The sequence below is a fragment of the Gracilibacillus saliphilus genome (assembly GCF_010994085.1).
In the GTDB taxonomy this organism is placed as follows: Bacteria; Bacillota; Bacilli; order Bacillales; family Amphibacillaceae; genus Gracilibacillus; species Gracilibacillus lacisalsi.
In genome coordinates, this window is sequence record NZ_WJEB01000004.1 from 231,070 (window position 1) to 257,324 (window position 26,255).

Here is a 26,255-nt window from a genome sequence, read left to right on the forward strand (position 1 = left end):
AACCCTTGCTAAATTTATAGAAAAATTACAAATCCTCTCCATTTGAAGCAATTACCTTTTGATACCACTTAAAGCTTTCTTTCTTAATTCTGCGCATGTCTTTCAGATCGAAATCCTCTCGATTTACATACACAAGTCCGTAACGCTTCGACATTCCATTACGTCCACTTACAATATCCAAGAAGGACCATGGGCAATAGCCGAATACTCTTACTCCATCATTAATTGCTAATTGAACTTGTTTAATATGCTCTCTTAAATAGGAGATACGATAATCATCTCGAACAATGTCCCCTTCTTCCAACTTATCATAAGCACCCATTCCATTTTCCGTAATGATAATAGGTAGATTATAGCGTTCATGAAGCTCGCGTAATGTCAATCGCAGTCCAACAGGATCGATTTCCCAACCCCAATCTGTAGCTGCAAGATTTTCATTATTTACAACCTCAAATACACCTGCTTCCGCTTCTGGTAGGAGCGCTTTCTTTTGATACCCTATAGGATATTCTTCTGTAGATGGGAAAGCACGAATAGCTTCAGAGAAATAGTAATTTACCCCTATCATTGTTGGTGGATATTGTTTCATCAAATCCAAATCTCCATCCTCTATAGAAGGTGTGAAATTTCTTTCTTCAAGGTATCTCCAGAACATAAGACTGTATTTTCCATAGCAATGTAAATCCATCAAGTAATTATGTTTGATTAGCATCGCATCCTTACTAGCTAGTACATCATCTGGACTTGAGCTAGCAGGGTGTACCATCGAATAAGAAATGGCAGGACCAATCTTTCCCTCTATTCCCAACTCTTGAAACGTCTTAATCGTTAGGGCAGTCGCAACACACATATTATGGTTGGCTTGATAACCTAGTCGTAGTTGTTCATAATGGTCATCCCCAGTTAATCCGAGACGCGTTGGAATACGGACAACATGGTCTTGTTCATTGATCGTCAACCAGTATTTTACACGGTCACCATATGTTTTAAATAAAAATTCCGCATAGGATCGATAATCTTCAATACTTTTTCTCGATAACCATCCTCCATATTGCTCTACAAGGCTTTGTGGATAATCAAAATGATAAATTGTCACTAATGGTTCGATATTATGTTTTATCAATTCATTAATTAAATGATCGTAGAAGGCCACCCCTTTTTCGTTCACCTCTCCATTTCCATCTGGAAAAATACGCGTCCACGCAATCGAGAAACGGTAAACTTTCAAGCCTAATTCTGCCATAAGGGCAACGTCTTCCTCCACACGATTATAATGATCGGAAGCAACAGAGAAATCTGTTATATCAGGATTTTTTTGCATCACATCAATAACAGAAAGTCCTTTTCCATCTTCTTGAACAGCTCCTTCTACTTGGAAGGATGAAGTGCCTGCTCCCCATAGGAAATTTGGATCAAATGAAGCATATGATTTATATTCCATTAATAATTCCTCCCTTTAAAAAAGTCAAAATTGCTATTAGATTTATCGGATTTTCTATACATCTTGCTATAGTTCTAAAATACCGAAGAAAAAAAGAAAAGACCATTTAGTTTTTTTATCATGTACATGATAAAAAACTAAACAGCCTTTATCGGTCAAGTATATTCTTAAAATCAGAATAGTTTTTGATTTTACCTATTCGATTATTATGAGCAGGATCCATTAAAAATCGAATATACTGATAAAATGGACGCGCTATAGCATGATCATTTGCATGATAAAGTGAGATAATGATCGTATGAATTGCTTTATTTCCATAAGTAATACTCTTTGGCAATTTACCAATAATGATCTTCGACTGACCTGGACGATTTGAAATAAAAGAAGCATATGCTATTTTAGTATCGTTGGGTATGAAATGTTTATCTATCTCGTTGTTATCTATCGATTCTAAGTATCCAAGTTTTTCAAGCATATGGTCGACACACTGGTTGAGTTCCTTATATTTCTCAGAAATCTGTATGAAATGCTCCTGTCCAATTGCTGTATTTTCTATTTCTCGTAATTTCTTCATTTTAGATTTTTTTAAGTAATCTTGTAAAAGAGATTGTAAAAAATCTTGCTCTACTTTTCCAAATAGTGATTGAATGAAAATCACAGCGCAGTTATGATTTACATTAATTTGATCTGTCGTTAAGATCACATCAATATTTTTTAAAAATGCGTCCATATTTGCCTCAAATAAATATCTTGGTATCGTATTTAATATCTGCACAGATGTACCCATCAGGCGCTCAACTTCAGACACAATCCAATTTACTAGTGCAGTATGTTCATCAGAAACAAACAATATATTTAAGGTCGGTTCTTCTGTTTCAATATAGTTACCTAAAAACAGCGTAATATAAGCTAACTCTGCCTCTGAGTAAGTAACTCCCAGTTCTTTAAGGTGTGGTTTGCAATAGGCAACAATACTTGCGGACATTTGAAACATTCGGTTAATTTGTCGTTTATAAAAATTGGTGTAATCATGATTATTTTTAACCCTTTGGTTTAATTGATGGATGTAAAATAGAAAATCTTCTTCAAAATGATGATATTTTTTCAAATCTATTTTAAACAAATCACTTATTGCCCGAGTAAATACTGAAACAATCTGCCTATCCTTTATATCCCAATTATTATTCTTATAGAAATGATTTTGTTCCATAATGACTTGCTGTATGTAAAGCATATCTGAATTGGTAAAAGTGATCCCCACCTCTTTTTGAAAACGTTGCTCTAACTCCTTCATCATTGGTAAAAGGGACTCATCTATTTGGGTGTGTACTATATACCCTAACTCATCACGAATAGCACTAATTAAAAGACTGGCACCAACTAGTCCAAAAGCTTTTCCGGATATGATGAAATCGTGCTTGATCATGATTTCTCTTAATACTTTATTTATATGAGAATATTTTATAGTTATTTCGAAATCCATTGTAGGAAATAAATTTTGCAAAACCGTTTCTATATTTAAGCCTTGGACAATCATTTTAGCTAGCAGATATCGAAAATCTTCTTCTTTTCCTTTAAATTTTAATCCCTTCGTATTAGAAATAGTAAAATGAATACCAGAAATTCTGCTGATGATCCTTTTAATTTCAGTTATATCTAAATTAATCGTAGATTTGGATACGAAGAGCCTATCCGCAAGTTCTTCCATACTTACATAATCTTCTTCAAAGGAAAGCATACCTATGATCGTATAAATCCTATCCCAAACAATATGATTTTCAATATTATTTTTATCTATAAAAATTGGGTTAATTAATAAATTTCTAACCGCTTCCTTTTTTTCATTTTCTATATAACATTGACCTTTATTTGAAATGGACACTTGAGTGTCACTTTCAGAAAGGATTCTGTTAATGTTTTCTAACTCCTTTCGAATCGTATGAATCGAAACTTGAATAATACCAGCGAGTAAATCAAGCTTTATTGGAACATCTATATAAAGAATATAAGATAAGATTATTTTTTGACGTTTACTGAACATTCAAATACCACTTCTTTCTATCTAGATTAGTGGATAAAAATCAAAATTTTTCTAATCACTATCCAACCAAGACAATAACATTACTTTTGTTGCTTTCTCCTTTTTTGGTGACGTGTTACTTTTTCACGATTTACATAGATTTTCATGGAACACCATTTCCTTTTGCCTCGTTTATCAATAAATAATAATATACAGGCTGGATTTGCACAATGATGGATATATGCTCATTTATTGCTTGTATATAGCTGGATCGCATTGTATAAAATGATTGAAAGTAACTCATTAGTAGGATCACCTACAGGAATAGCAATCACAATAGGCCGATAATCATATTTATCATTTGCTGCAATGTTATGTCCCCTTTCAGTTATAAATAAGTTATATTGCATTTTTAATTCTTATCTAACTCCAAATACAAAATGTGCTTCCTCTAATGAATCATCAAAATAATAAGCAAAATTTTGATCGAAATTTTCTGATTCAGTTAAGTATTTAACCTCGATCTCTTGATCAACAATGTAACGATGCAGATCATAAACAGTCGAAATATCGTTCCAAACATTGATACGACTCCCATCGTTTAAATGAATCATGTACTCTTCTTTTACTTTTGAATGTTTGAACGGACTTTCATTCTCTATCGCAACTTTTTGCTCATGATAAATATTAGTTGCTATATAATCTACTTCTTCCCAACTTATGCTATTCGCCCAGCCAAAACGATGCTTGACTATTTTATCTGCCCCCGCTGCATTAAACCAGAAGGTGGTTGAAATAAAAGAAAATAATAATATAACCATGACAATCAAACTGCAAACCTTACCTGCTTGCGTAAGCGTCACATATTTCCTGAAAAGTACAATTAATGTAAAACCTATAACAAAATATTTCGATAAATGCATCATTGGACTTGTAAAACTAAGATATTGATTAGATTTGAAAATAAAATAATAGATTCCTTTTATAAACCAATCTATCATAAAATATTCTATTATGATAAGAATGGCTATATTTATAATCACCTTCAAAGCTGCGTCAACTCCTGTTCAAATTATTTAATGATATTGGCAGGTTGAATCTCTAGTTGATCAGGATTTACATTAATTGCATTAACACACTTGGCCAAGTTCTTTCTTAGCTAATGTTTCGCTAGCTTCTATACTTCCTGACGATTCCCAATCAATGATTGACGCTCTCAGATTTAATTTACCATCAAATGATCCTGAGAACTGAATACAAAATTACAACACTTTTCTTTATATTCATATGTTAAAATTTACTAGTGTCATAAAATAAATTCGACTGGAATAAGAACTATCAATTACAAAAAAATATCATAGAACTCATGCTGACAACTAAAAGGAGTGTGTGTTAAATGGAAGAAGGTCAAATTATTAGAAAAACTTTGCACGGTTTAAAACAAAGATTAAATAGTGATGGAATTATTACTATACAGCAAGAAGTTGGGGGTATTTTTGAACTTGCTTGTTCTTTTCAAAAACCAGCTACAAAAGAACAAATTGAAAACTTCCAATCCGAGCATAATTGGATTTTGCCAAAAGATTATCAGAGTTTCCTGTTAGAACACAATGGAGCAAGAATTTTTGAAGACTTAGATTTATATAGTTTAGAAGAATTAATTACTTTTAAATACCCCAACTTACCCGAAGGGTGCTTTTGCATAGCCAGTTTCTTAGATACTCGTATCGTAATAGATACTAGAGTTTATAAAAAAGGAATTAATGATTATTTGTTTTGTTTGGATTCAGTAGATGGGTTTGAAGATGCACTAAAATTGAATGCAAATTTTGAACTATGGTTGGATCGTTTAATTATTGCACAAGGAGTAAAATATTGGGAATGGAAAGATTCTGATACTTTCTATTACCGTTGGAGTATTTCATGATTGTTATCACAAATACCCCCTCTTAAATTAAGAGGGGGTATTCTTTAATTATTTGTCCACCAAGAGTTTACTGTACCTCGATGAAAAGATTTAGGAAGCGATATTAAATTGGCCGGGTCATTACTACCACCATAGGCTCGGGGAATAATATGGTGAATTTCAATGTTATTCCAACTTCTAATTCCATACTGAGATTCATACCAAGTTTTATAGATTTTTCTTTCAGTAGGTCCCCACTTCACTCTTTGATCCTCAGGTACTTTTTTGTACTCCGCTGAAGCCGGAGCTAATAATGTTTTACCAGATTGCTCATCTACAGATGAAGGGTACCATACACCTTTACTGTCACGACACACAGCAGTTGAAATAGCCACCCCCATTACTCCTAACTTCGGTAATCCGAATGGTCCGAAAATAACGAAGTAGTTTCCAATAATGTTGAGATTATTCATCCCTAGTGCTACATACATTACTTCTTTAGTAAAACCTTGTGCCTGTAATACTGAGAAAAGAGTCATCACCATTGCTTGAGTAAACAGTGTTCCACCAACAATCAAGATATAAATATCTGCATATTCAATCAATTCTCGGGACATATGGAATATATTTAGAAATTGGTAGCGGAATATGACGATCATGCTACTGATAAAGAAACCAAACAATAAATTAATAAAAATTGCATTCGCGATCGTTTTACTAACATCATTCAGTTTGTTTGCTCCGACAAACTGTGCTACAACCACACCTGACCCCATCGCTGTAAAGTTAAACAATACAAAGGGAAACATCATCATTTGATTGACGACACCAATGGCAGCAACCGCTTCATCTGACACAAAACTGAGCATGAAAATATCTGCTATTCTCATGAAAGTGTTTAAAAATACCTCAATAAAGATGGCCATGTTATCGCCAATAAGCCGACCTTTTTCAAAGTTTGCTTTTCGTTGTTCGCTTTTGGCATTTTACCCTCACCACTTCAATGAACCGACATTGTAACTTCATCTTTGTTTAACGACTAAACTAAAGCGCTATCATTTATGATTTTACATGATATTATAGATATACTCTAGCATAATGCTTCACTAGATTTTTCTTTATTGAGTAGATAAATTCTTTTACGCTGTTCATTTACATGAATTATTGTTATTCTTTCCTTAACGCATCTGTACATTTTGTGTAGGGCTCCTGCAAATAGGAGAATACTAGAAGGAGAGTGGGATATGAAGATATTTTCATTAGTTGGTATGGGGGTATTATTCGGGATAATACTAGTTGCATGTAGCAATGATAGTGAGAATGTACAAGAGGAAAGTAATTCCAAAGAAAAAACGATTGCTGCTGATCAATTTGCAGACGAATTTCTAGCAGGGAATTTTGATGTAATTTATCACCAGACAAGCGAATCGTTTCAAGATATGGTGACATTAGATGAATTCCGTGAAGTAGGTAGTGACTTTAATAGTGGAGTCACTAACTTTGAACTTCTATCTGAGATGCCTATTCAAAATGTAACAGAATACCAATGGATCAGTGACGAAGGAGACAAAGGTATTGTAAGTCACTTTGCAGACGATCAAACAATCGAAGGGATTCAACTTACACCTATCAGTAGTCACCCGGAAAGTGATGAAGTATATACAGAAAATACATATCAAATGCCCATGATCGGAGAGTGGTTCACTTTTTGGGGTGGTATAAATGAGCTTGTCAACTATCATTATGCAGTAGCAAGTCAGAGATATGCCTACGATTTACTTATTGTAGAAGATGGTTTCACCTATAATGGCGATCCTACAGATAATGAAAGCTATTATGCATTTGGGCAAGATATTGTCGCACCTAGAGAAGGAACAGTTGTCTCCGCAGAAAATGACATACCAGACAATACACCTACAGTTGATACTAATGCTGAGGAGCCACTTGGAAACCATGTTATCCTGGAGCATGAAAATAATGAATACAGTTATATTGCCCATTTCAAACAAGGATCTCTTGAAGTGGACGAAGGCGATCAAGTCAATGCTGGTGATTTGTTAGGAAATGTAGGTAACTCGGGGAATTCCAGCGAACCGCACATTCATTTTCATGTAGCAGATAGCGATAATTTAGAAGAAGCTACTTCTATTAGGATTAAGTTAGAAAATGGAGAAGAGCCTACTCGAGGGGATATTGTTGAGGGATTCTAAAAAAATATGTGTTATTTTATTAAGGAAATACTAATAAGGATGCAAGGATTTGGCTACAAGAAGTGTATCTTCAGAACAGCATTTGTGCTTATTTATCCGCGTCCACTTCTAGGCTCTAAAGTTAAAAATGCACAAAGAAGTTTTCAGTAGCAATTAGAATTGTGTATCCAGTTCCAATAGAACAAGAATGGGTATTAAGTTAAAATATAGTTATCACCATATTGTGGGGAGATGTAAATGGATCCATTAAAAGAATTAAGATGGAATCAACGATCGAACTTAGTTGGAAGCTACTAAAAGATTATTTAGAATCAGAAGGATATATAGTGAAAAGCCCTAGAGAGACGATTAAACAGGCTTTCCAAATGGAACTAATTGATAATGGCCATATTTGGATGGATGCACTCGCTCAAAGAAACCTAACTACTTATACTTACGATGAACAATTAGTGATTAAACTAGTCGAACAAATCAGAAGTTAATTTGTCCCGATATTACACCAATTATATGAACGATTAAAAAGGGAAAGATAGTATATGTTTGGTTTATTGGAAAGAGATCAACAATATATAATAGCAGCATTAAAACAACATCCTGAGATAGAGCAAGCAATCATTTTTGGTAGCAGAGCAGTAGGAAATTATAAAAAAGGATCTGATATAAACCTAGCTATAGTTGGAGATCATATCAGTCAATCGACATTATTACAATTACATGACCTATTGGAAGAAAGCTATCCACTTCCCTATTTCTTCGATATTGTTCATTATGACCAATTAGAAAATCAACAATTACGAGAGCATATAGACGAATTTGGAAAAGCTATTTACACTTCTAGCTAAATCAATAAGGTTACATTTAAACCACATGAAACTTTCTCATGAATAGGTTGCAATATAGCTTAAATTGCAAGCAAAAAGTATCTGTCATTATTTTTACTTAATGACAGATACTTTTTTTACAACCATGTACTTGTGATTTTATTTTTCTATCATATGGTATCCTGAACAAAAGAAATTAACATTAGCATGTTTATAAAAAATAATTGATAAATATCCCTCTTCCGCCGTTTCTCCTTCTACTCTCCGAATGTAGTCTACTAATCTCTCACGAAAATATTCTTTGACCTCACTAATCTGAATATAGACTTCATTTTTTCAATTTGTTACTTTATTCGTAACTAACGGTAAAAAGGATCTTCCCGACAGATCTTCTGGTACATCAATACCAGCTGCATCTAATAACGTCGGCGCGAAATCAATTAGAAGTGGCGTGGTTTTTTTACTCTTATTCAATTACTATTTTTCCAGTTCTATGTCTGTAAAGGTTGCCGTAGTATAGTGAATCAACTGGTTAGGGTTTTGTGAGCCATCAACTGCAAATCCGATATAAATGTTGTCGGACATATTGATTTGCTGCTGACCAACTTCTACCCAGTTTTCTCCGTCTTCAGATGCATATCCTGTCATCAGATTACCTTCTCGTTCAATTTTTAACCAATATGGGATATCAGTGTTTAATAGTGATGGAACTCCATTTTCTTCCGGTCTATCGTCTTCACCCGGTGCAATGATATCCGCTCCTTTCTCATCTCTCGATGAAAAATGTATCGCATACAATGTATCTTGACGGTCTGCCTTTACAACAGAAGTACTGATCATCGCTGTTTTAGCATTAGGTGATAGTTGATCTCTTACCATTAAACCAGATATCGCATTGTTATTTAATTTGGTTATACTAGAAACTTTTGCGGTTAAAGACCCATCACCTTTCAATTTTTGATAAGCAAATTGAAATTGATCTTTATCTCCGATTATACGGCCGGTGCCTTTTACTGTTAGAGCATCATCTTCAAGACTAGCGTTACCTTTAACTGCAACTCCTCCGATGTCTTTCGATTTCCATTCACCAGATTGATTTTTGGTATTCACATAAATAGGAGTAGATGTAGTCTGAGTAGCACGTCCGTTTTTATCTATTGCTTTAGCAGAGACATACCATGTTCCTTCGAGAGCATTTTCCCATGTGAAGGAGAATGACTTTCCTGAACTTTCCCCCATTTTTTCATCATTTCGATAATATTCTACTTTCTCAATGTCTTGTTTATTTTCTAGTTTCACGTTAAACGTGATATCCTTATTTGTCTCATGGATACTATTTACACGAGGAGAAACCAACGCTACATCCGGATTTTCTGGTTCGTGTTCCATATCTACTAATGAATTCAGATACAACTCCAAATTGGAATATCCAGATTCCGTGATCTCCTTTCCATCCTCTGGATTTTCAGGATCAAGTCCATTTTCAATCTCCCACGCATCCGGTATTCCATCATGGTCGCTATCAACTGGTGCTTCTTCTGATTTCATTTCCGGGAAACCACCTACCTCCAGTTCATTGTTAATGATACGACCTGTACCATTTTTGACATCGTTAACAATACGTGCATCTACGGGATCTCGTTTCGGCAAAGTGGCACCCGCTCTTTTTAACACGAGCTCATATGCTTCCTCTGCCGGTTTCACATTTAACTCATCCTGATAGGCAACTGGATAAGGTTCGTCTCCAAAGGTAACATCCTCTTTAATATCTTCTACCCCTAAATAATTATTAGCCGTGACAGCATCATTATTATGCATCACATTGCCATCAATATAAAACCAGCCTGGTTCACCATCACGCCCAGGGCTAATAATTCGCTGGCTGACATTGTTGTAAGTTGCCGGACCCGGCTTATAGTAGTTGTTCATAATGTTATTCCGCTGGTTTTCCCCACCATACATGGAATTAAATCCCCAATTATAAATGACATTATTAACCAGCTCATCATTTGCTACTGGATGAATTGTATTGCCACCATTACCAAGTGCAGGTGTACGACTAATATGAGTTGCGATTAGATTATTGCTGAAAGTCGCATTATGTCCGCCCCAGATTCCGCCATAGCCATGTCTGCCTTTCGAATGGCCAGAGATTAATAGACTCTCACTTATCATACTCCATTGTACCGTAGTATTTTCATTTCGATATAAAGAAAAAGCTTCATCAATCCCCCAACTTGCAGAAACATGATCAATCATGGCATCTTTTATATCTCGTCCGCCAAATGCATCAAATTCCATGTGAGTATTAGCACTACCTGGGCGAAATCTCATATATCTGATAATAATATTTTCTGAATTACTAATATCTGTACCATAGCCTGCTACAGTAATACCGTCTCCAGGTGCTGTTTGCCCAGCTATCGTCAGGTTTTTCCTGTTAATTCGCAATGGTTGTTCCAAATGAATGGTACCTGACACACGAAAAACAATCGTACGATTATCTTCACTTACTGCATCTCTCAGTGATCCTTTAATCGGTTCTTCTCCTTCACCGTAGTCCTCTGTTGTTGTAACTTCATACACATCATAACCTCTTCCTCCAGATGTGTATTTTCCTCCGCCTTCTGCTCCAGGAAAAGCAAGTACTTTCTCGTCTTCAGCTTCTTCTGCTTGTACCATATTAACTTCCATCAATGGAACCAGTAAGATCATGATGATTGCAATCATCCACATGTGCCTTATCTTCTTTAAGTTTTTCATTTCAGCATTCACCTCCATCATTGATTAACTTTATTTTATCAATGACTAGATTACATTTTTTTATGCTTTGTTTTTGAAACGCTTACATTTAGTTGTTTCTTGTTGGCGATAGTTATTTGGTGACATGCCGGTGAATTTCTTAAAGATTCTCCAAAAGTGAACATGGTTGGTATAGCCAACTTTCCTCGTAATTTGATTGATTTTCATCTTTGTTTCCGTTAGTAGCCTCTTCGCTTCCGTAATCCGTACCGCATTCAAGTATTCTGTAAAACTACAGCCAATAGATTGCTTGAATAATTTACTTATCGATTGCTCATGAAGAAAAAACGTATCAGCAAGGATGGACAATGTGATATCTTGGTGGAAACGTTCATTGATATAGGTGATCATATCATTTATTAATGCATGTTGATGACGATTAGCAGTTGCATGTTCTATAGACGTTTGACTTCGGATCAGTCGTTCACATTCCATTAGTAGTTGTGACAGAAGTAACTGTAAGTAACGATCACTGTGAGAATGATCGAGGAAATATTCTTCTAACATCTTTTCTAAAATGGTTTGAAATATGGTTGGATTTTTAACTGAGAGCAGATGAGGGCCATTGTTAAACAAAGTAGAAAGAAGGATTTGATCAGCTTCCAAAAGAAAACAATCCCGGAAGTTCAAGACGATTCGTTGATAGTTATGATCATTAACGATGGTTTTATGTAGGATGTTTTTATTAATCAGCATCATAGTATCTTTTTTTGCTACATATTTCTCTCCATCTATCAAGAAAATTTTCTCCCCTTCAAGCAAATAAAAAATCTCATAATCCTGATGAAGATGATAATGTTGCATATCACGGCTATTTTCATACCCACGGGAATAATCGATATAAAAAGACTGATTTCGTAAAGACACATTTACCTTATCTGCCAAAACTATTCCTCCTCTATTTTTATTATGGAAAGTAATTTTAGCATATCGAATTACCTTTCATATGGGAAGTGCAATAATACCTAAGTCTAAGGTATTGTAATCGTCAGTATAACTAGGGAATGTCCCTGCTTGAAACAAATACTATTATCCCTTAACCACATCATTTTCCGCCGGACTCCTTTCCTTTTTCAATTATGTCGGCAAAACTTGTTTTCAGCTATTTGCTAACCGGAACATATTTCTCCCTAAAAAATATAATAATGTAAGTTTATTTTTGTGATAAGGGGTGTAGAAGTATGCCAGCAATAACAGGGGAAGAATACCGAAATCGAATAAAAACACGACAAATAGAACTTTGGCACAATGGAAAAAAAGTTATTAACATTCTTGAACATCCTGCCTTTAAAAAGATCATTAACAGTCAGGCCTCCCTTTACGACCTACAACATAAAGAAAACTTCATGACCTATCCTTCACCTGTAACAGGAGATTTAGTTGGTACTTCTTACTTACAGCCAACTATAACGGAAGAACTTATAAAACGCAGAAAAATGATTCAACAGTGGGCGAAGATGAGTGGAGGTATGCTTGGTAGGAGTCCTGATTATATGAATACTGTATTAATGACTTTTGCTGCTTCGGCTCAACTATTAAATGGTAAAGAAAATTGCTTCCCCGAACATTTGATTAATTTTTATGAAAAGGCAAGAGAAGAGGATTTATCTTTTACACATACATTTATAAGCCCACAAGTTAATCGATCACAACTTTACTTTGAAGACACTGATGAACCAATCGCAGCGAAAGTGGTTGCCGAGAATGAAGAAGGAATTGTCATTAAAGGAGCTCGCTTACTAGCAACCCAAGGTGGCATTACCGATGAAATTATTGTCTTTTCTCCTGGTGGTATCTCTGATAAAGCTTACGCATTTGCTTTTTCCATTCCAAGCGAAACAAATGGATTGAAATTCATTAGCAGAGAATCCTTTGTCGGAGGGGAGTCAACTTATAATTATCCACTCAGCTCTCGGTTTGAAGAGTCAGATAGTTTAGTGGTATTTGATCATGTAGTCGTCCCATGGGAAAGAGTATTCTTTTATAACAATATAGAAGTATCCAACACCTTTAAGAATGCAAGTGGATTTGCTCCCTTTACCTTACATCAAATCGTTAGCAGACAGGTTATTAAAACAGAGTTTATGGTGGGATTGGCAAAGTCTATTGTCAATACGATTAATATTAGTGAATATCCCCACGTTCAAGAAATGATGGCTGAAATGATAACAGCACTTGAAACGATGGAAGCCTTATTAATCAAAGCAGAAACCAATGCAAAAAGAGACGAATTTGAACTAATGCGGCCAGAACTCACCCCTTTACAAGTTGCGACCTCTACTTTTCAAAAAGTATATGCTCGACTAACGGAAATCGTTCAATTACTAGGATCAAGCGGACTGGTATCTATTCCAACCGAGGCTGATTTTGAGTCCGAGATTAGAACAGATTTAGATCAATATTTGCAAAGTGCCACACTAGAAGCAAAAGATCGTGTACAATTATTTCGCTTAGCTTGGGATACAACAATGAGTTCATTTGGAAGTAGACAAACCCAATATGAACGCTTTTTTCTCGGAAGTCCGAATCGATTAGCAAGTGAGTTATACAAACAATATGATTTTACAAAACATACAGACTATATTAAAAATTTTTTGACATACGATTAAAGACGGGAGATGAATGGCTGTCCCCGTCTTTTTTGCACCTTCTAACCATCTACTGAAGGCGTAAAATTGAATGACCAAGTTCACATTAGTTAGTGATTTCTGACCTCTCACTCAACCCCAAAACAAGCTTCTGAAAATATCGAAACGGGCCACTTATCCATAAATTACGATGATAAACAAAATGAATTTGCCTTTCTAAGTCTTGATTTTCAAATTCAATATAAGCTAAATGATCTTCTTTTTCTATTAACCTTTTCGAAATCAATGCTACAGCTTTCCCATACGATAGCATTTTAATAATAGTCGAAACAGAATCTAGTTGAATCATTTCCATTTGTAGCTTTTGTTCTTGTAACCATGATTTGGAGAAATGTCCTGTTGAACTTGATAGTCTGTGCACGAGCAATGTTTGATGAGATAAATCACTTTCACCTAAGCCCTCCTTCCCAGCAAAAGGATGCGTCTTGCTAAAGGCCAAGACAATTTTGTCACTCGTGATTGGTTCATATACAAGGTCTGGCTCCTTATTTCCCGTTTCCATTACTAACCCACAATCTAGTTCTTGAAATAGTAGTTTTTTTTCTATTTCTGGGGCAGTTTTAACATCTAATGATACCTTGATACGCGGATACCGTTCAGCAAGCTGGTGAATTAACTCCGGCATAAAAAGCTGGGCAGGTACACCACTTGCCCCTAGTTTGATAGAGCCGTTTTCCCCATTCTTATAATCTTCCACACTTTTTTCTAATGCATCATTGATTTGACTCAATTGCTTGGCATAATGATAGAGCATCTCTCCTGCGTCTGTCAGTCTATACCCTCCCGCATTGGTACGAAAAAGCTTAATGCCGTACTCTTCCTCCAATGATTTAATATGGAAAGATACAGTAGGCGTAGACAAACCTAGTAAATTGGCTGTATCTGTCATTTTCCTCGTTTCTACCAATGAGATCAAGACATGTAATTTTTGAATATTCACTTTATCCTCCTAAAGTATTTTAGATTTTTTCTAACAGTACGTTGATTTTATCAGATTCTTTTTAATTTAATGTTAACAGTTAGTTAATATTCTCTAAACAATTGTTCTCTACACTTAATAGTGAGGAGAAAATGAGGAGAGGATAACATGATTATTCGCTTAAAAGGCATCGAGAAGAAATATGGCAATATCCAAGCAGTAAAACCGATTGATCTAACGATAGAAGACACCTTTGTTACGATTCTCGGTCAATCAGGTTGTGGCAAAACAACATTATTAAAAATGTTGGCAGGGCTGACAGAACCAACATCTGGGGAGATCCTTTTCGATGACAAGACCATCTTTTCTAAATCAAAGAAAATTAATGTAAAACCAAACAAGCGCCAAATTGCCATGGTATTTCAAGATTTTGGGCTATGGCCGCACATGACAGTCTTTGAAAATGTTGCATTTGGTCTACGAGGAAAGGTACCCAAGTCTGAACGAGCTGATATTGTTCACGACGCCCTGTTAAAAGTAAAACTAGATGCAAAGGCAGCCATGAAACCTGGGGAATTATCAGGAGGACAACAACAGCGTGTAGCATTGGCTCGAGCTATTGCCATTAATCCGAAACTTATCCTTTTCGATGAAGCGCTCAGCGCACTCGATGCAATCTTACGTGAACAGATGCGTGAGGAGATTTTAGCCATTGTCCAATCGATTGGTGCACAAGCGATCTTTGTCACACATGATCAAACAGAAGCAATGGCGATGTCAGACAGCATGATTGTGATGGATACTGGAGACGTTGTCCAAACAGGATCACCCGAAGAAATCTATCATACTCCAGCCAATCCATTTGTAGCAAACTTCATTGGCAAGACCAACTGGGTAGAGGATAAAGAGAAAATGATTCGTCCAGAAAATGTTCATCTTTATCCACATACAAATACAACATTAAGATCGGGGGTTGTGAAGAAAAGTACGTATGAAGGTGACCGTTACGTCATCTTTGTCGAAACAAATGGTCAGTTGTGGAAATTTTATGACCATCACCCGCATGAACAAGGCGCTAAAATTAAGCTTTATGTCGAAGAAAATAATATTCATTCTTTAAGAAAACAGGAGGCGTAACCTATGAGAAAATTAAAACGGACTGCAATGGCAGGAATCTTTACTTCCGCATTACTACTAAGTGCTTGTGGAGCTGACTCTGAGGAAGCTTCAGGTGCAGAAAACAACACTTCTACTGATGAGAATACGATTACCGTTTATTCTGCTGGACCAGGAGGGCTAGCAGAAAATATTCAAGAAGCTTTCGAAGAAGAAACAGGTATCAAAGTCGAAATGTTCCAAAGTACTACAGGAAAAATTCTATCTCGTTTAGAAGCAGAAGCAAATAATCCAGTTGCTGATGTTGTTGTACTTGCTTCTGTTCCATCAATGGAAGGTTTAAAATCCGAGGATAAACTTCAAGCTTATGAATCGGAAAACGGTGAAAGCATGAACCCTGAATGGAGCGATCCTGATCATTATTATTATGGATATAGTGCTGCCGCTCTTGGTGTTGTTTATAACACTATTCAAGTGGATTCACTTGATGCTGATTGGGATGAGTTTAGTGATTCAGAATGGCAAGGACGTGTCGCAATGCCTGACCCAACTTCTTCTGGCTCTGCTGTTGATTTTCTATATGGCTTAACGAATCAAAATGATAATGGTTGGGACACAATTCAAAACTGGCTAGACAACAATTTACTAATAGCAGGAGCGAATAAAGAAGCATTAAACTCTGTCATCACAGGAGATAATGATGTCGTTGTTTCTGCAGTAGATTATATGACTTATAAAGCAAAAGACAGTGGAGAACCAGTTGATATTTACTATCCGGAAAGTGGCACAGTTATTAGCCCACGTGCTGCAGGTATATTAGCAGATGCGCAAAACGTTGAAGGCGCACAAGAATATATAGATTTTCTTTTATCTGACACTGCGCAACAATTGGTTGCAGATGCATATATTTTACCTGGTAATAATGAGATTGAATTGAATAACCGCGCTCCTTTGAGTGATATACCTACACTTCCATTAGACTTGGAGAATATCGAGGAAAAACAGGTAGAAACATTAAACAAGTTCACATCAATGGATTAAAACTTCTACGTGATGACGTAAGATAATGGAGGAATACGTATGATTCTACGTAGACATGCCCCTTTTACGGCGTTGTTTATCATACTTACTATCTTAGCTGTAGCACCACTTATTGCGGTGCTCGGCTATACTTTTTTTGAGAATGGCACTTTGTCATTTGACTCATTATTATCGGTTTTACAAAATAATAGCATTGTCCAAACCATGAAAAATTCTCTATTACTTGGTGTATATGTCATTGCTCTTACAACATGTATAGCACTTCCGCTTGCTATTATCAGAACCAAAACCTTTCTGGTCAAAAGTGAATGGTTAGATATTGTCTTTATCATTCCTTTTATGACACCACCCTATATTGGTTCAATGGGTTGGATTTTGTTTATGCAACACAATGGTTATTATGAGCAAATCTTTACTACAGAGGCACCATTCACCTTTTTCAGTGTAGCTGGAATGGTCTTTATTATGAGCATGCATCTGTATCCTTTTCTTTATTTAATGCTGAAAAATGCACTGATGAGAATTGACGGTTCTTTTCAAGATGCAACAATGATTTATGGTGGTAACCCTGTCTTGAACTGGATCCGAGTGATCTTGCCATTACTGATTTCAAGCTATGTGATGGCAGCATTACTCGTCTTTATCAAAACATTAGCTGAATTCGGAACACCTGCCACTTTTGGTAAAAGAATTGGCTATGATGTTTTTACAACAGAGATTCATGCCTATTTATCACGCTGGCCGATCAATATATCAGCAGCCACCAGCTTATCTTTACTATTGCTGAGCGTCTGTATGGTGATTTGGTATATCCAGAATGTAATTAGTCGTAAATATACGTTTGGCACCCATTCTGGTAAATCGATGAGTTCTAACCAACTGAAAGATTCACTATTGATTCGAATCTTTTCTAGTGGATATGTAGTGATTATCATCGGACTATCAATTGGTGTACCCTATTTTTCAATCATTGCTACTTCCCTATTAAAAGTTCGTGGAGAGCCGCTTAGTTTAAGTAATGTAACACTCAGTCACTATGCTGAGCTATTTACTGTTGGTTCATCTAGCTTCACAGCGCTTATGAATAGTATTAACTTTGCCTTTGTTGCTTCCACTATAGCCGCTCTTATCGGATTTTGTGCAACACTATATATTAGAGATGCTAAAAAGAAGTCACAACAGTTCCTTGATTTTACTAGTCTATTGTCCAATATCATTCCTGGTATTGTCTTTGTCGTTGGCCTGATTCTATTCTGGAATGCAGGATGGCTTCCAGCAACTATCTATAATACTAACTGGATGCCTATCGTTACCTATATTGTGCTATTCTTACCTTATTCTGTTCAATATACGAAATCAGCATTGTCCCAACTTCATCCATCCATTCACCATTCCAATGCGGTGTTCGCTCACAACTACTGGATGATTTTATTAAAAGTATGGTTACCGCTATTGGGACAAGGGATATTAGCGGGTTGGATGATGACATTTATTATTTCGATGCGTGAATTAGTTGGTTCTTTACTTATTCTCCCTCCATCAGTGGAAACTAGTGCCACCTTTATTTATAGCCAATTTGAACAAGGTGATGTATCAAAAGGAATGGCAATGGCAGTAATCACTGTATTATTAACGGTGATTTGCATTTTTCTCATTGAACTCTTACAACGAAAGGCGTTACACACAAACTAATGATTGATGTGACCGTGCTTGGAGGAGTACGAGAATATGGTCGAAACTGCTTTTTAGTAACAGACCAAGCAACCAACACACGCATTATGCTTGATTGCGGCGTAAGAAATGGAAACCCAGAAGTATATCCAGTCATTACAGAAGAAATAGCACAATCGATTCAAGCAGTATTTATCTCTCACATTCATAACGATCACATTGGTGCACTGCCCTTATTAGCGGAAAAGGGCTTCCAGGGTGACGTATGGATGAGTGAAACCAGTCTACAGCAATTGCAAAACATCATACCAAAATGGCAAGGTACATCACTAAATGCTTTGCGTTTTCGCTCTTTTGATAAACGTACAAGAGGAAAGCTGATTACTATATCAGACAATCTTTCATTCATTTGGGGTTATAGTGGACACATGCTTGGAAGTGTATGGTACAGCTTCTATCTAAATAAGCAATCTATCTTTTTCTCCGGGGATATCACACTTGCTTCCCCGCTATTAGTAACAGATACACCTGCTATACTCTCTTATGATGTCGCATTGATAGATAGTGGACATGCTGCTCAAACTATGCCTTATGAGAATAGTATCCACAATATCTTATCGATACTAAAAGATCCATCTGAAAGCTATCAGATTCCAATTACGATCTCTGGAAAAGCCTGTGATCTGTTATTTTTGCTCTATCATGCACTTCCTGATAGAAACTTTGTGATCGATCATGGATTAATGGAGCATTTACATTGTTATCTCAAAAATCCTGATAACATACATAAAGAAAAAATCAATGAATTAGCTGCACTGATGCAAAGTGAGCGTGTAACCATCTATGAGGGGAAAAAAGAAACGGGGATCTATCTATTATTAGATAAAGTAGCTGGCTTTCCCGAAATAAAAACTGGTGTTTATCAGGATGAAAAATCACCTTTTTATAAATCACATCCTGATAATCGAGATTTAAAGACATTGGTGAGAACAATCGATGCCGAAGAATATATTTTTTTTCATAGTGAGAGAAATGATTTGAAGACAATTCTAGATGGGTTACGAACCGAAAATTATATCCTTGATAACCTTGTTCAATAACGTGAGACTTTAATCAGTGGATGCTTTGATTATTAACGAACCTTTTGCGGTGTGTTAGCGTCTGTTATCCCCCCACTTTAACTTCCTTGAAACTTAAAGTGGGGGGTTACAAACGTTAACGGATTGGAGTTAATTTGGAATCGAAAAGAGTTCAAATCTATCAACCAAAATCTGTCTAGTTTAGTCTAGCATTTACAAATATCTTTTCCTTCCATGGTTTAATCTAATTTAGATTTTACTCACGACCAAATGCTTTCGTTTCAATATTCTTCTCATCAAGAAACTTTTCTATTTCCTTTTGTACTCTCCCAGTTACCTGATTGATGTTATCTGGAACTATATTAAAATCTTCTACTGAAATATTCCCATCACTTATATTGTCTACTAAATGGTCAACATTCTCATTTATCTCAACAATAACCTGATTGCTATTGGTAATATAATCGCTAATCCTCTTCACATCTTCTTGATATCCTCTTGGCAAGGTATTGTTTACAATATAATGTGCAAAATTCTCGTCATTTTCTTTTACTAGCTTGATAACCTCATTTAATTTTTCTGTTTCCTTTTCACTCAATTTTTCGTTAGCATATAGTATATCTTCGAATTGATATGTTGCGATGAATAGCTCTTCGTTCGTGTCTAAGTACTTTATAATACTTGCTTTCATTTCTTCTTCATCAATGGAACTATTCTTTTTTTCTGATTGAAAAACGGTGGTAGGTACTTCTATATCTTTTAGCTGAGGAATTTTTTCTTCTGTATATTCAACATCTTCTTCTGGATAACACGCACTTAAAGTGAAAATAATTAAAATAATGAAACAACCTTTTCTCATCACATTCTCTCCTTCTTATTTGCTACTGCCATCTTTTAAAAAGAGCTTTTGGAGGTGACTAAAAAAAAACGGAATGTCCGCATCAATTAATGAGTACAACCAATTTTCCGTGTTTTTAAATTTATAGTTTCCTTATACCTAGAAATATTCCATTCTAAAAAGTTAATAAGAAGTTTAATGATAAACTTCCCAAAGTAGAATCCAATAATCGCCAGTAAAGAACCAATAGTGATTCCTCTTAAAACTTCATAGATTTCACTCATTCCTAATGTATTAAATCCATTAATAAACCCCATTACAATTAAGATAATTGGAGACACAATCATAATCGGTACACCGATTAAATATGCTAGGATAACAGGTGTAAATAAAAGCAGGATAAATAAACTTGCAATTATAATAATGAAATTCATAACACTTAAGGCCATAACCGAAAATAAAGCTTTAGAAATACTTTTAATACTTAAATTATTTTCTATTTCATGGATAGTATTGACAGCATTTAATTCTTTAGCTATCTCTTTAGGTTTTCCTAACTTTTTGCATATTTCCTCTTCACTCTTATCTTCATCCACTTCCACAGCAAAGTACCTAGAATATTCTGCAACAATATTTTCTTTTTCTTTTTTAGAAATATACTTCAAATTACTCTTTAGTAACTTCAAAAACTCATCTTTTTTCATTTACATCACTCTCCAAAATAAAGCAATTAATTACTTGCTTGAACTCATTCCATTCAGAAATTAGTGTGTCAAGTATATTAATTCCTGATTTTATCACGATCTTTGTCTTATATTTTCGAATACAGAAAAGATGATCTTAAACAGAGATTGTCATCCCAAATCAACTGGTTATATTCGATTTTCAACATCTAAGACCATAAATGTGGATTATTGATTTACACTGTATAGTATACTATATTTTCCTTTTTTTAGGTGATTAATTACATAAAATTAATATTTGTACAGTTTGTTAGGGTTATGCTGAATTACTCAGTCCACATTTGGGCTATATGAAACTTCTTAGCTCAGTTCGGTAAACATTATAATTATCGCAAGAAGAGTATATTCAGTACTAGGACAAGCTATCCGCAGTTCCTTAATCTGGAAAATGCGGTTGGGTAGAGGATAAATATGGAGTTAATGGGAGATAGCAAAAATTTAAATGGACGAAATAATGAGAATAGGCCCCCTGAACAAATATAGCACGTATTAATCAGCGACCCTGACATTTCCTTCCTGTTAAAAATAAAGCGAAGTGTCAACGTGTTTATTGATACGGTTCAGTCAAAGTAATTGATTTTTTCATTATCATTAGAAATATTCACGATAAAATTGTTATCATAAAGTAAACCTTACATTAATAGAACGGTCAGCACCGTGATAGAAACCAAAATCTCTCTGAGCAATGAATTAAAAAGGAGGATAACTTGTTGAGCAAAGTATCGTTACAAGAGCTAGTCGATGTATTGGAGTTTAACTCTGACGAAATGGGATTTTTCGTCAACAAATCGAACGGGAAAATTGTGTCTGTACAAAACGAATTTTTTCGTAAAGCTGAAAATATCGAGGAATATGATGATTTACCTGAATGGCATCAAGAACAAATCGAACTCGCCATCGATATTTTAGAAGATGGAGAGGATAAGTATATAGCTTTACCTTCCTCATTTGAAATCGATGAATACGAGATGATTGAAAATTTCTGTTTTCAAGTTAAAGATTCACGAAAAAGAGAAATTTTACTAGATAAGATTAAAGGTCGAGGTGCATTTCGCCGATTTAAAGATACTATCTCAGCATTTGGCTTAAATCAAGAATGGTATGATTACCGTAATCAGTGTTATAAGGAATACGCAATTGAATTTTGTGATAGGTTTGATATTGCTTATAAGGATTAAGTAAAGTATAAAATTGATGCCTAACTTTTCCCGATGGATATCGCTTAATAAAAGCTATCTATCATCCCCTACTGCAATTATTACGGACATTTAGTACGCTATTCCTCCTAATGTTTGCTTATTAAAGAATGTAGCGGACATCTATTCCATTATGAAGTGCAAATAACATTGAATGAACACTTATTTAAAGAAATAACGGAACAGATGTCCATGAACACCTTCAAATTATTATTTTTATTTGAAATAGCGGAATATGTGTCCGCAGAACTGTTGACACTAGCAATCTCCTTCTACTATTTCAATCGCTCAAGAAAAGTTTCAGCCGCTTCCACTAATACTTTCTTAGCATCCTCTGAAATATGCTTCTGCATCGATCGTTTCTCGATTTGAGTTAAATACTTTTCAATAAACTTACTTGCTTGATCTATTGAACCTTTTTCATAATGATGAACTGCTTGTCGATACGTATTTGTCAATTGCTTCGCTAATGGACCAGATAAATCACCTGATTCCATATAACGATCCATTAAATCCTGCAGAGCTGATGTATCGATTGGAAGCCAAACATCCCTTATTGGTACTTGAGACCAATCCATGTCAGAAGCGAGATAAAAGCTCGTATACGCAGGCTGATTATAGCTCGTATTTTGTCTAGCTACTTCAGCTCGATATTGTGGATCATGCATTAACGTATATAGCTTGCGATCCGTCAATTCTGTACTTAAGTAGATTCGAATTGCGGAGCTATCTTCCGTTCTTACAAGTAATTCTTCTCGCCAATCCCCAAAAATATCAGCTACTAAGCTTGGGTTTCCTTTTGTCCAATTGTTCGTTCTCGTTCCTTCAGCAGTTAGAACTGTTCCCTTTTGCCAGTGGTCAATTGTTGGTGTTTGGTCTCTGGAACCGTTAATGATTTGGGTTGTCATATCTCCTGACCACCTAATGCTCATGTTCGTTCCCGGAATATCTTGCCAGCTATCGGCAATTTCTCTTCCATCTGCTGTATGCATACCAACTGCCCATGTTTCTAATCCAGGTTCATCAGGAAGTACGTCACCAATCATGCCACGCCCAGTATCGCGACCAGTATAATCACCATAAATCACTTCACCAGTTGCTGCATCACGGAGTGCATAGCCATACGGCGCCCAAGCTCCACCTTCAAATACCATGAACATTTCCAAACCAGGCCGATTTGGGTCAATGTTAGCTACATGCATTGCATCACCATGACCTAACCGTGCCATACCCTCCGCTGCTCCTTCTTCTGGCATTTCAGCGAACGTACTATATAACAATGATCCATCATGATCGATTGTTGCACCACCGTAAACAATTTCATGCTTGCCATCTCCATCGACATCTGCTGCACTTAAAGAGTGGAACCCTTGTGTTGTTATCGTTCCGAACTCTTCATCTGTTCCATCTACACCATGAGGCCCATCATTAAAAGGGTTACTCATTGGGGTCCAGCCACTATCTACATACCAATTTTCCTTTAAACTCTCTCCATCCCAATCATAAGTAACAATGGTTGATCTCGTATAGTATCCTCTTGCAAAAACGGCGGAAGGTTTTTCCCCGTCTAAGTAGGCAACTCCAGCCAGAAAACGATCAACACGATTTCCTGGTTCAATACGAGACATCGCATAATCTCCCCATCTCAAACCATCGTCCTCACGTGCAGGCTTATAATGGATCGTTTCTAACTCGCCTCCTGTTTCACCGTCAAACACGGATAAATATTCTGGTCCTTCTAAAATAAAGCCCTCGAAGTTTCGAAGATCATTATTTCCGCTTCGTGACGGGGCATACTCATCCATGAAGTAATCAGCTAAACTCTCTGCGTCCTCTCTAGATAATGGATAATCATATTGCGGTTCCATGTCAAAAGCTTCTTCTAAAGTAGCCGGCCATTCACCTTTTTCAACTTCTTCTTGGTCATGCCAACTCATAAATAAATCAACAACATGCTCATAATAATCATCGCTACTCATCCGGTAATCATCATCGTGGCTAAATCCTGCTTCGATATCTTCTTCAGGCATTGTAATATATTCTTCCGAAGCTACCTCACCAGCTTCATCGTACTTGATCACCTTTGTTCCAGGAGCAGTTTTAAACATGATTTCCGACTTACCATTCCCATCAAAATCATAAACTAAAAATTGCGTGTAGTGTGCTCCGGAGCGAATATTAACGCCTAAATCAATTCGATAAAGTAATTCTCCATTAAAAGTATACGTATCTAAGTAGGTATTGCCCGTGTAACCAACCTGTGATACATCCTTAGCGTTGCTCGGCTCCCATTTTACGACATATTCATATTGACCATCACCATTCACATCACCAACACTCATATCATTTGCATGATACGTGTATGACTCCCCGACCGGTGTTTCACCGTCCGCTGGTTTTTGTAAAGGTAAATCATAATAGCCTTCATCCCATGGAATCGTTGTTTTACTCTCATCGATTTCTTCTCCATCTACTGTTGCACGAACGACATATTGATCATCAGAGGAACCTGCCGTATCTAAATAATTCGTACTATCCTCAACTGTTTCCAGTTTTTCACCGTTGCGATATACATTAAAATCCACACCTGTTAGACCATTATCTGAATATCCGGATACTTCATTTGCTAGAAGGCGCCAGCTTAAATAAATACCTTCAGAGGTAGATGCAGCTACTAAACCTCTGTCTAAATTCTCTAACTGGATACCTTCTGTTGCATTCGTTTGTTCGTTGGAGTTATGTTCATTTGCTGATACACTTGCTGCACCTGATAGAAGTAAAGTCACAGCTGTGATTGAACTAAATACTCTTTTTGTGAACGATCGATTTCCCAAATAATCACTCCTCTAATTTTTTGAAACTTTTCATACCACATAACCCTGGTAAACGCTTACATTTACTGGTATAAGAAAGTTTGCTTAGCTCAACCTACTCGCCTCCCTTCGTGAACACGATTATATCAGAGAAAGCGGATTCAGTAATTCCAAATATCAGAGGAAAATGATGAAAAAACAGAGGTCAATCTCTTATAAAGAGAAATATGTTAAACTAGAAATGAGTTTGCGATGGTAAAGGAGAATTCGATGAAAAAACATACTCTGTTCGGCAAAGTAATTTTTTGGTTAGGTTTTCTGATTTTTATTGCAGGATTTATATTTAATGAATCAATAGGTACCATTCAAGATGTTCCTGCGAGTGTTTATTCCCTCTCAATACCAGCGATAATCATTGGTATCATTCTAATCATTATTTCTAATGTCTTTAAAAAATAATGAATGATTATTTATTTTCGATTTTAAAGTCAAATGTTAATTATTAATCTTCTTATTGCGATGACTTGCGCTAATGTTAGAAAGTTTCATTTCTATCTCCACACTTACTACGGCCTTTTTGATGAATTGCGGAGTTAGCTTAATATTTTTTTAATCTAATCACATTGAATAAATTATTTATAAAATAAGCTTGCTACATAACCTTAAATCAACATCATTTAAATATTTAGCTAATGCTAATTGTTTCTTGAAAATGAAATTGGCAAATTATTTCACCCTTTACTCATTTATTTCTGCAAATTATAATAAATATAAAATAGAATTAAGCAATGAATGGCGAAATATATAAATATACAAAACTAATTCACTGATTGTCTCACTACCAAATAAGTTAGAATTTTGACTAGAGACGCATTAGCTTATAAAAAGTATTCTTTTATAGAGCAGAACAAAAACAATTTTTATAAAGTTAAATGTATGCGCTTTCAAACAGAAAGAATACACATATTTTAATTAGTGAACAATTAATTGG

24 protein-coding genes are annotated in these 26,255 nt (G+C 35.7%); 11 read left to right on the forward strand and 13 right to left on the reverse strand.

The genetic code is table 11. From position 1 onward, the window contains the following. Window positions 1-25: 25 nt before the first annotated feature. The 5 genes from GHT08_RS07395 to GHT08_RS07415 form a co-directional block, all read right to left on the reverse strand. Window positions 26-1,441, reverse strand: a complete 1,416-nt coding sequence (locus GHT08_RS07395; RefSeq protein WP_163580794.1) for a glycoside hydrolase family 1 protein — start codon at window positions 1,439-1,441, stop codon at window positions 26-28. Between the two features lie 148 nt (window positions 1,442-1,589). Beyond that, a complete protein-coding gene (locus GHT08_RS07400; protein ID WP_163580795.1) occupies window positions 1,590-3,482 on the reverse strand; it encodes a BglG family transcription antiterminator in 1,893 nt (630 codons plus the stop codon). Between the two features lie 80 nt (window positions 3,483-3,562). After that, entirely contained in the window at window positions 3,563-3,700 is a 138-nt protein-coding gene (locus GHT08_RS22550; protein WP_163580863.1) for a CGNR zinc finger domain-containing protein, read from the reverse strand. Between the two features lie 6 nt (window positions 3,701-3,706). Next, a complete protein-coding gene (locus GHT08_RS07410; protein WP_163580796.1) occupies window positions 3,707-3,871 on the reverse strand; it encodes a hypothetical protein in 165 nt (54 codons plus the stop codon). Window positions 3,872-3,880: 9 nt separating this feature from the next. Beyond that, window positions 3,881-4,510: a hypothetical protein gene (locus tag GHT08_RS07415; protein WP_163580797.1), complete on the reverse strand. Its 630-nt coding sequence runs from the start codon at window positions 4,508-4,510 to the stop codon at window positions 3,881-3,883. A 347-nt stretch (window positions 4,511-4,857) separates the two neighbouring features. Here GHT08_RS07415 and GHT08_RS07420 point away from each other — a divergent pair, with 347 nt between their 5' ends. Continuing rightward, a complete protein-coding gene (locus GHT08_RS07420; RefSeq protein ID WP_163580798.1) occupies window positions 4,858-5,388 on the forward strand; it encodes an SMI1/KNR4 family protein in 531 nt (176 codons plus the stop codon). Between the two features lie 44 nt (window positions 5,389-5,432). Here GHT08_RS07420 and GHT08_RS22140 read toward each other — a convergent pair whose 3' ends face one another. After that, a complete protein-coding gene (locus GHT08_RS22140) occupies window positions 5,433-6,236 on the reverse strand; it encodes an MATE family efflux transporter (protein WP_238343518.1) in 804 nt (267 codons plus the stop codon). A 375-nt stretch (window positions 6,237-6,611) separates the two neighbouring features. Between GHT08_RS22140 and GHT08_RS07430 the strand changes: the two genes are divergently transcribed. The 3 genes from GHT08_RS07430 (at window position 6,612) to GHT08_RS07440 (ending at window position 8,419) form a co-directional block, all read left to right on the forward strand. Beyond that, window positions 6,612-7,577 carry a M23 family metallopeptidase gene (locus GHT08_RS07430; protein ID WP_163580799.1) on the forward strand — a complete coding sequence of 322 codons (966 nt, stop codon included), beginning with the start codon at window positions 6,612-6,614 and terminating at the stop codon, window positions 7,575-7,577. A 260-nt stretch (window positions 7,578-7,837) separates the two neighbouring features. Continuing rightward, window positions 7,838-8,059 carry an HI0074 family nucleotidyltransferase substrate-binding subunit gene (locus GHT08_RS07435; protein ID WP_163580800.1) on the forward strand — a complete coding sequence of 74 codons (222 nt, stop codon included), beginning with the start codon at window positions 7,838-7,840 and terminating at the stop codon, window positions 8,057-8,059. A gap of 54 nt (window positions 8,060-8,113) precedes the next feature. Then, window positions 8,114-8,419 (forward strand): nucleotidyltransferase family protein, encoded by a 306-nt coding sequence (locus GHT08_RS07440; RefSeq protein WP_163580801.1) that lies wholly within the window; start codon window positions 8,114-8,116, stop codon window positions 8,417-8,419. A 315-nt stretch (window positions 8,420-8,734) separates the two neighbouring features. Here the strand turns inward: GHT08_RS07440 and GHT08_RS07445 are convergent, their stop codons facing one another. The 3 genes from GHT08_RS07445 to GHT08_RS07455 are packed head-to-tail and all read right to left on the reverse strand — an operon-like array spanning window position 8,735 to window position 12,085. Next, the gene (locus GHT08_RS07445) at window positions 8,735-8,872 is read right to left on the reverse strand and encodes a sulfatase/phosphatase domain-containing protein (protein ID WP_163580623.1); all 138 of its coding nucleotides are present in this window, start codon (window positions 8,870-8,872) and stop codon (window positions 8,735-8,737) included. Window positions 8,873-8,875: 3 nt separating this feature from the next. After that, window positions 8,876-11,161 (reverse strand): Ig-like domain-containing protein, encoded by a 2,286-nt coding sequence (locus tag GHT08_RS07450; RefSeq protein ID WP_163580802.1) that lies wholly within the window; start codon window positions 11,159-11,161, stop codon window positions 8,876-8,878. 60 nt (window positions 11,162-11,221) lie between these two features. Next, on the reverse strand, window positions 11,222-12,085 hold the full coding sequence (locus GHT08_RS07455; RefSeq protein WP_163580803.1) for an AraC family transcriptional regulator: 864 nt from the start codon (window positions 12,083-12,085) through the stop codon (window positions 11,222-11,224). 296 nt (window positions 12,086-12,381) lie between these two features. On the opposite strand from GHT08_RS07455, the gene hpaB reads away from it, so the two are divergent. Beyond that, a complete protein-coding gene (gene hpaB / locus GHT08_RS07460) occupies window positions 12,382-13,809 on the forward strand; it encodes a 4-hydroxyphenylacetate 3-monooxygenase, oxygenase component (protein WP_163580804.1) in 1,428 nt (475 codons plus the stop codon). Between the two features lie 85 nt (window positions 13,810-13,894). Here the strand turns inward: hpaB and GHT08_RS07465 are convergent, their stop codons facing one another. Continuing rightward, window positions 13,895-14,788, reverse strand: a complete 894-nt coding sequence (locus tag GHT08_RS07465; protein WP_163580805.1) for a LysR family transcriptional regulator — start codon at window positions 14,786-14,788, stop codon at window positions 13,895-13,897. 147 nt (window positions 14,789-14,935) lie between these two features. Between GHT08_RS07465 and GHT08_RS07470 the strand changes: the two genes are divergently transcribed. From GHT08_RS07470 to GHT08_RS07485, 4 genes are read left to right on the forward strand one after another with little or no spacing between them, the layout of a single operon-like run. After that, window positions 14,936-15,904 (forward strand): ABC transporter ATP-binding protein, encoded by a 969-nt coding sequence (locus tag GHT08_RS07470; RefSeq protein ID WP_163580806.1) that lies wholly within the window; start codon window positions 14,936-14,938, stop codon window positions 15,902-15,904. A gap of 3 nt (window positions 15,905-15,907) precedes the next feature. Beyond that, complete coding sequence (locus GHT08_RS07475; protein WP_163580807.1) at window positions 15,908-16,924, forward strand: ABC transporter substrate-binding protein; 1,017 nt, start codon at window positions 15,908-15,910, stop codon at window positions 16,922-16,924. A gap of 39 nt (window positions 16,925-16,963) precedes the next feature. Next, the gene (locus GHT08_RS07480; RefSeq protein WP_163580808.1) at window positions 16,964-18,616 is read left to right on the forward strand and encodes an ABC transporter permease; all 1,653 of its coding nucleotides are present in this window, start codon (window positions 16,964-16,966) and stop codon (window positions 18,614-18,616) included. Next, a complete protein-coding gene (locus tag GHT08_RS07485; protein ID WP_163580809.1) occupies window positions 18,616-19,695 on the forward strand; it encodes an MBL fold metallo-hydrolase in 1,080 nt (359 codons plus the stop codon). Before GHT08_RS07480 ends, GHT08_RS07485 begins: the two co-directional genes overlap by 1 nt. A gap of 235 nt (window positions 19,696-19,930) precedes the next feature. Here GHT08_RS07485 and GHT08_RS07490 read toward each other — a convergent pair whose 3' ends face one another. After that, on the reverse strand, window positions 19,931-20,533 hold the full coding sequence (locus GHT08_RS07490; protein ID WP_163580810.1) for an NDxxF motif lipoprotein: 603 nt from the start codon (window positions 20,531-20,533) through the stop codon (window positions 19,931-19,933). Window positions 20,534-20,619: 86 nt separating this feature from the next. Next, a complete protein-coding gene (locus tag GHT08_RS07495; protein ID WP_163580811.1) occupies window positions 20,620-21,216 on the reverse strand; it encodes an HAAS signaling domain-containing protein in 597 nt (198 codons plus the stop codon). A gap of 749 nt (window positions 21,217-21,965) precedes the next feature. Between GHT08_RS07495 and GHT08_RS07500 the strand changes: the two genes are divergently transcribed. Continuing rightward, complete coding sequence (locus GHT08_RS07500; RefSeq protein ID WP_163580812.1) at window positions 21,966-22,433, forward strand: UPF0158 family protein; 468 nt, start codon at window positions 21,966-21,968, stop codon at window positions 22,431-22,433. A gap of 293 nt (window positions 22,434-22,726) precedes the next feature. On the opposite strand, the gene GHT08_RS07505 is transcribed toward GHT08_RS07500, so the two are convergent. Then, complete coding sequence (locus tag GHT08_RS07505) at window positions 22,727-25,285, reverse strand: rhamnogalacturonan lyase (RefSeq protein WP_163580813.1); 2,559 nt, start codon at window positions 25,283-25,285, stop codon at window positions 22,727-22,729. A gap of 249 nt (window positions 25,286-25,534) precedes the next feature. Between GHT08_RS07505 and GHT08_RS07510 the strand changes: the two genes are divergently transcribed. Next, window positions 25,535-25,723 carry a hypothetical protein gene (locus GHT08_RS07510; protein WP_163580814.1) on the forward strand — a complete coding sequence of 63 codons (189 nt, stop codon included), beginning with the start codon at window positions 25,535-25,537 and terminating at the stop codon, window positions 25,721-25,723. Window positions 25,724-26,255 lie beyond the last annotated feature (532 nt).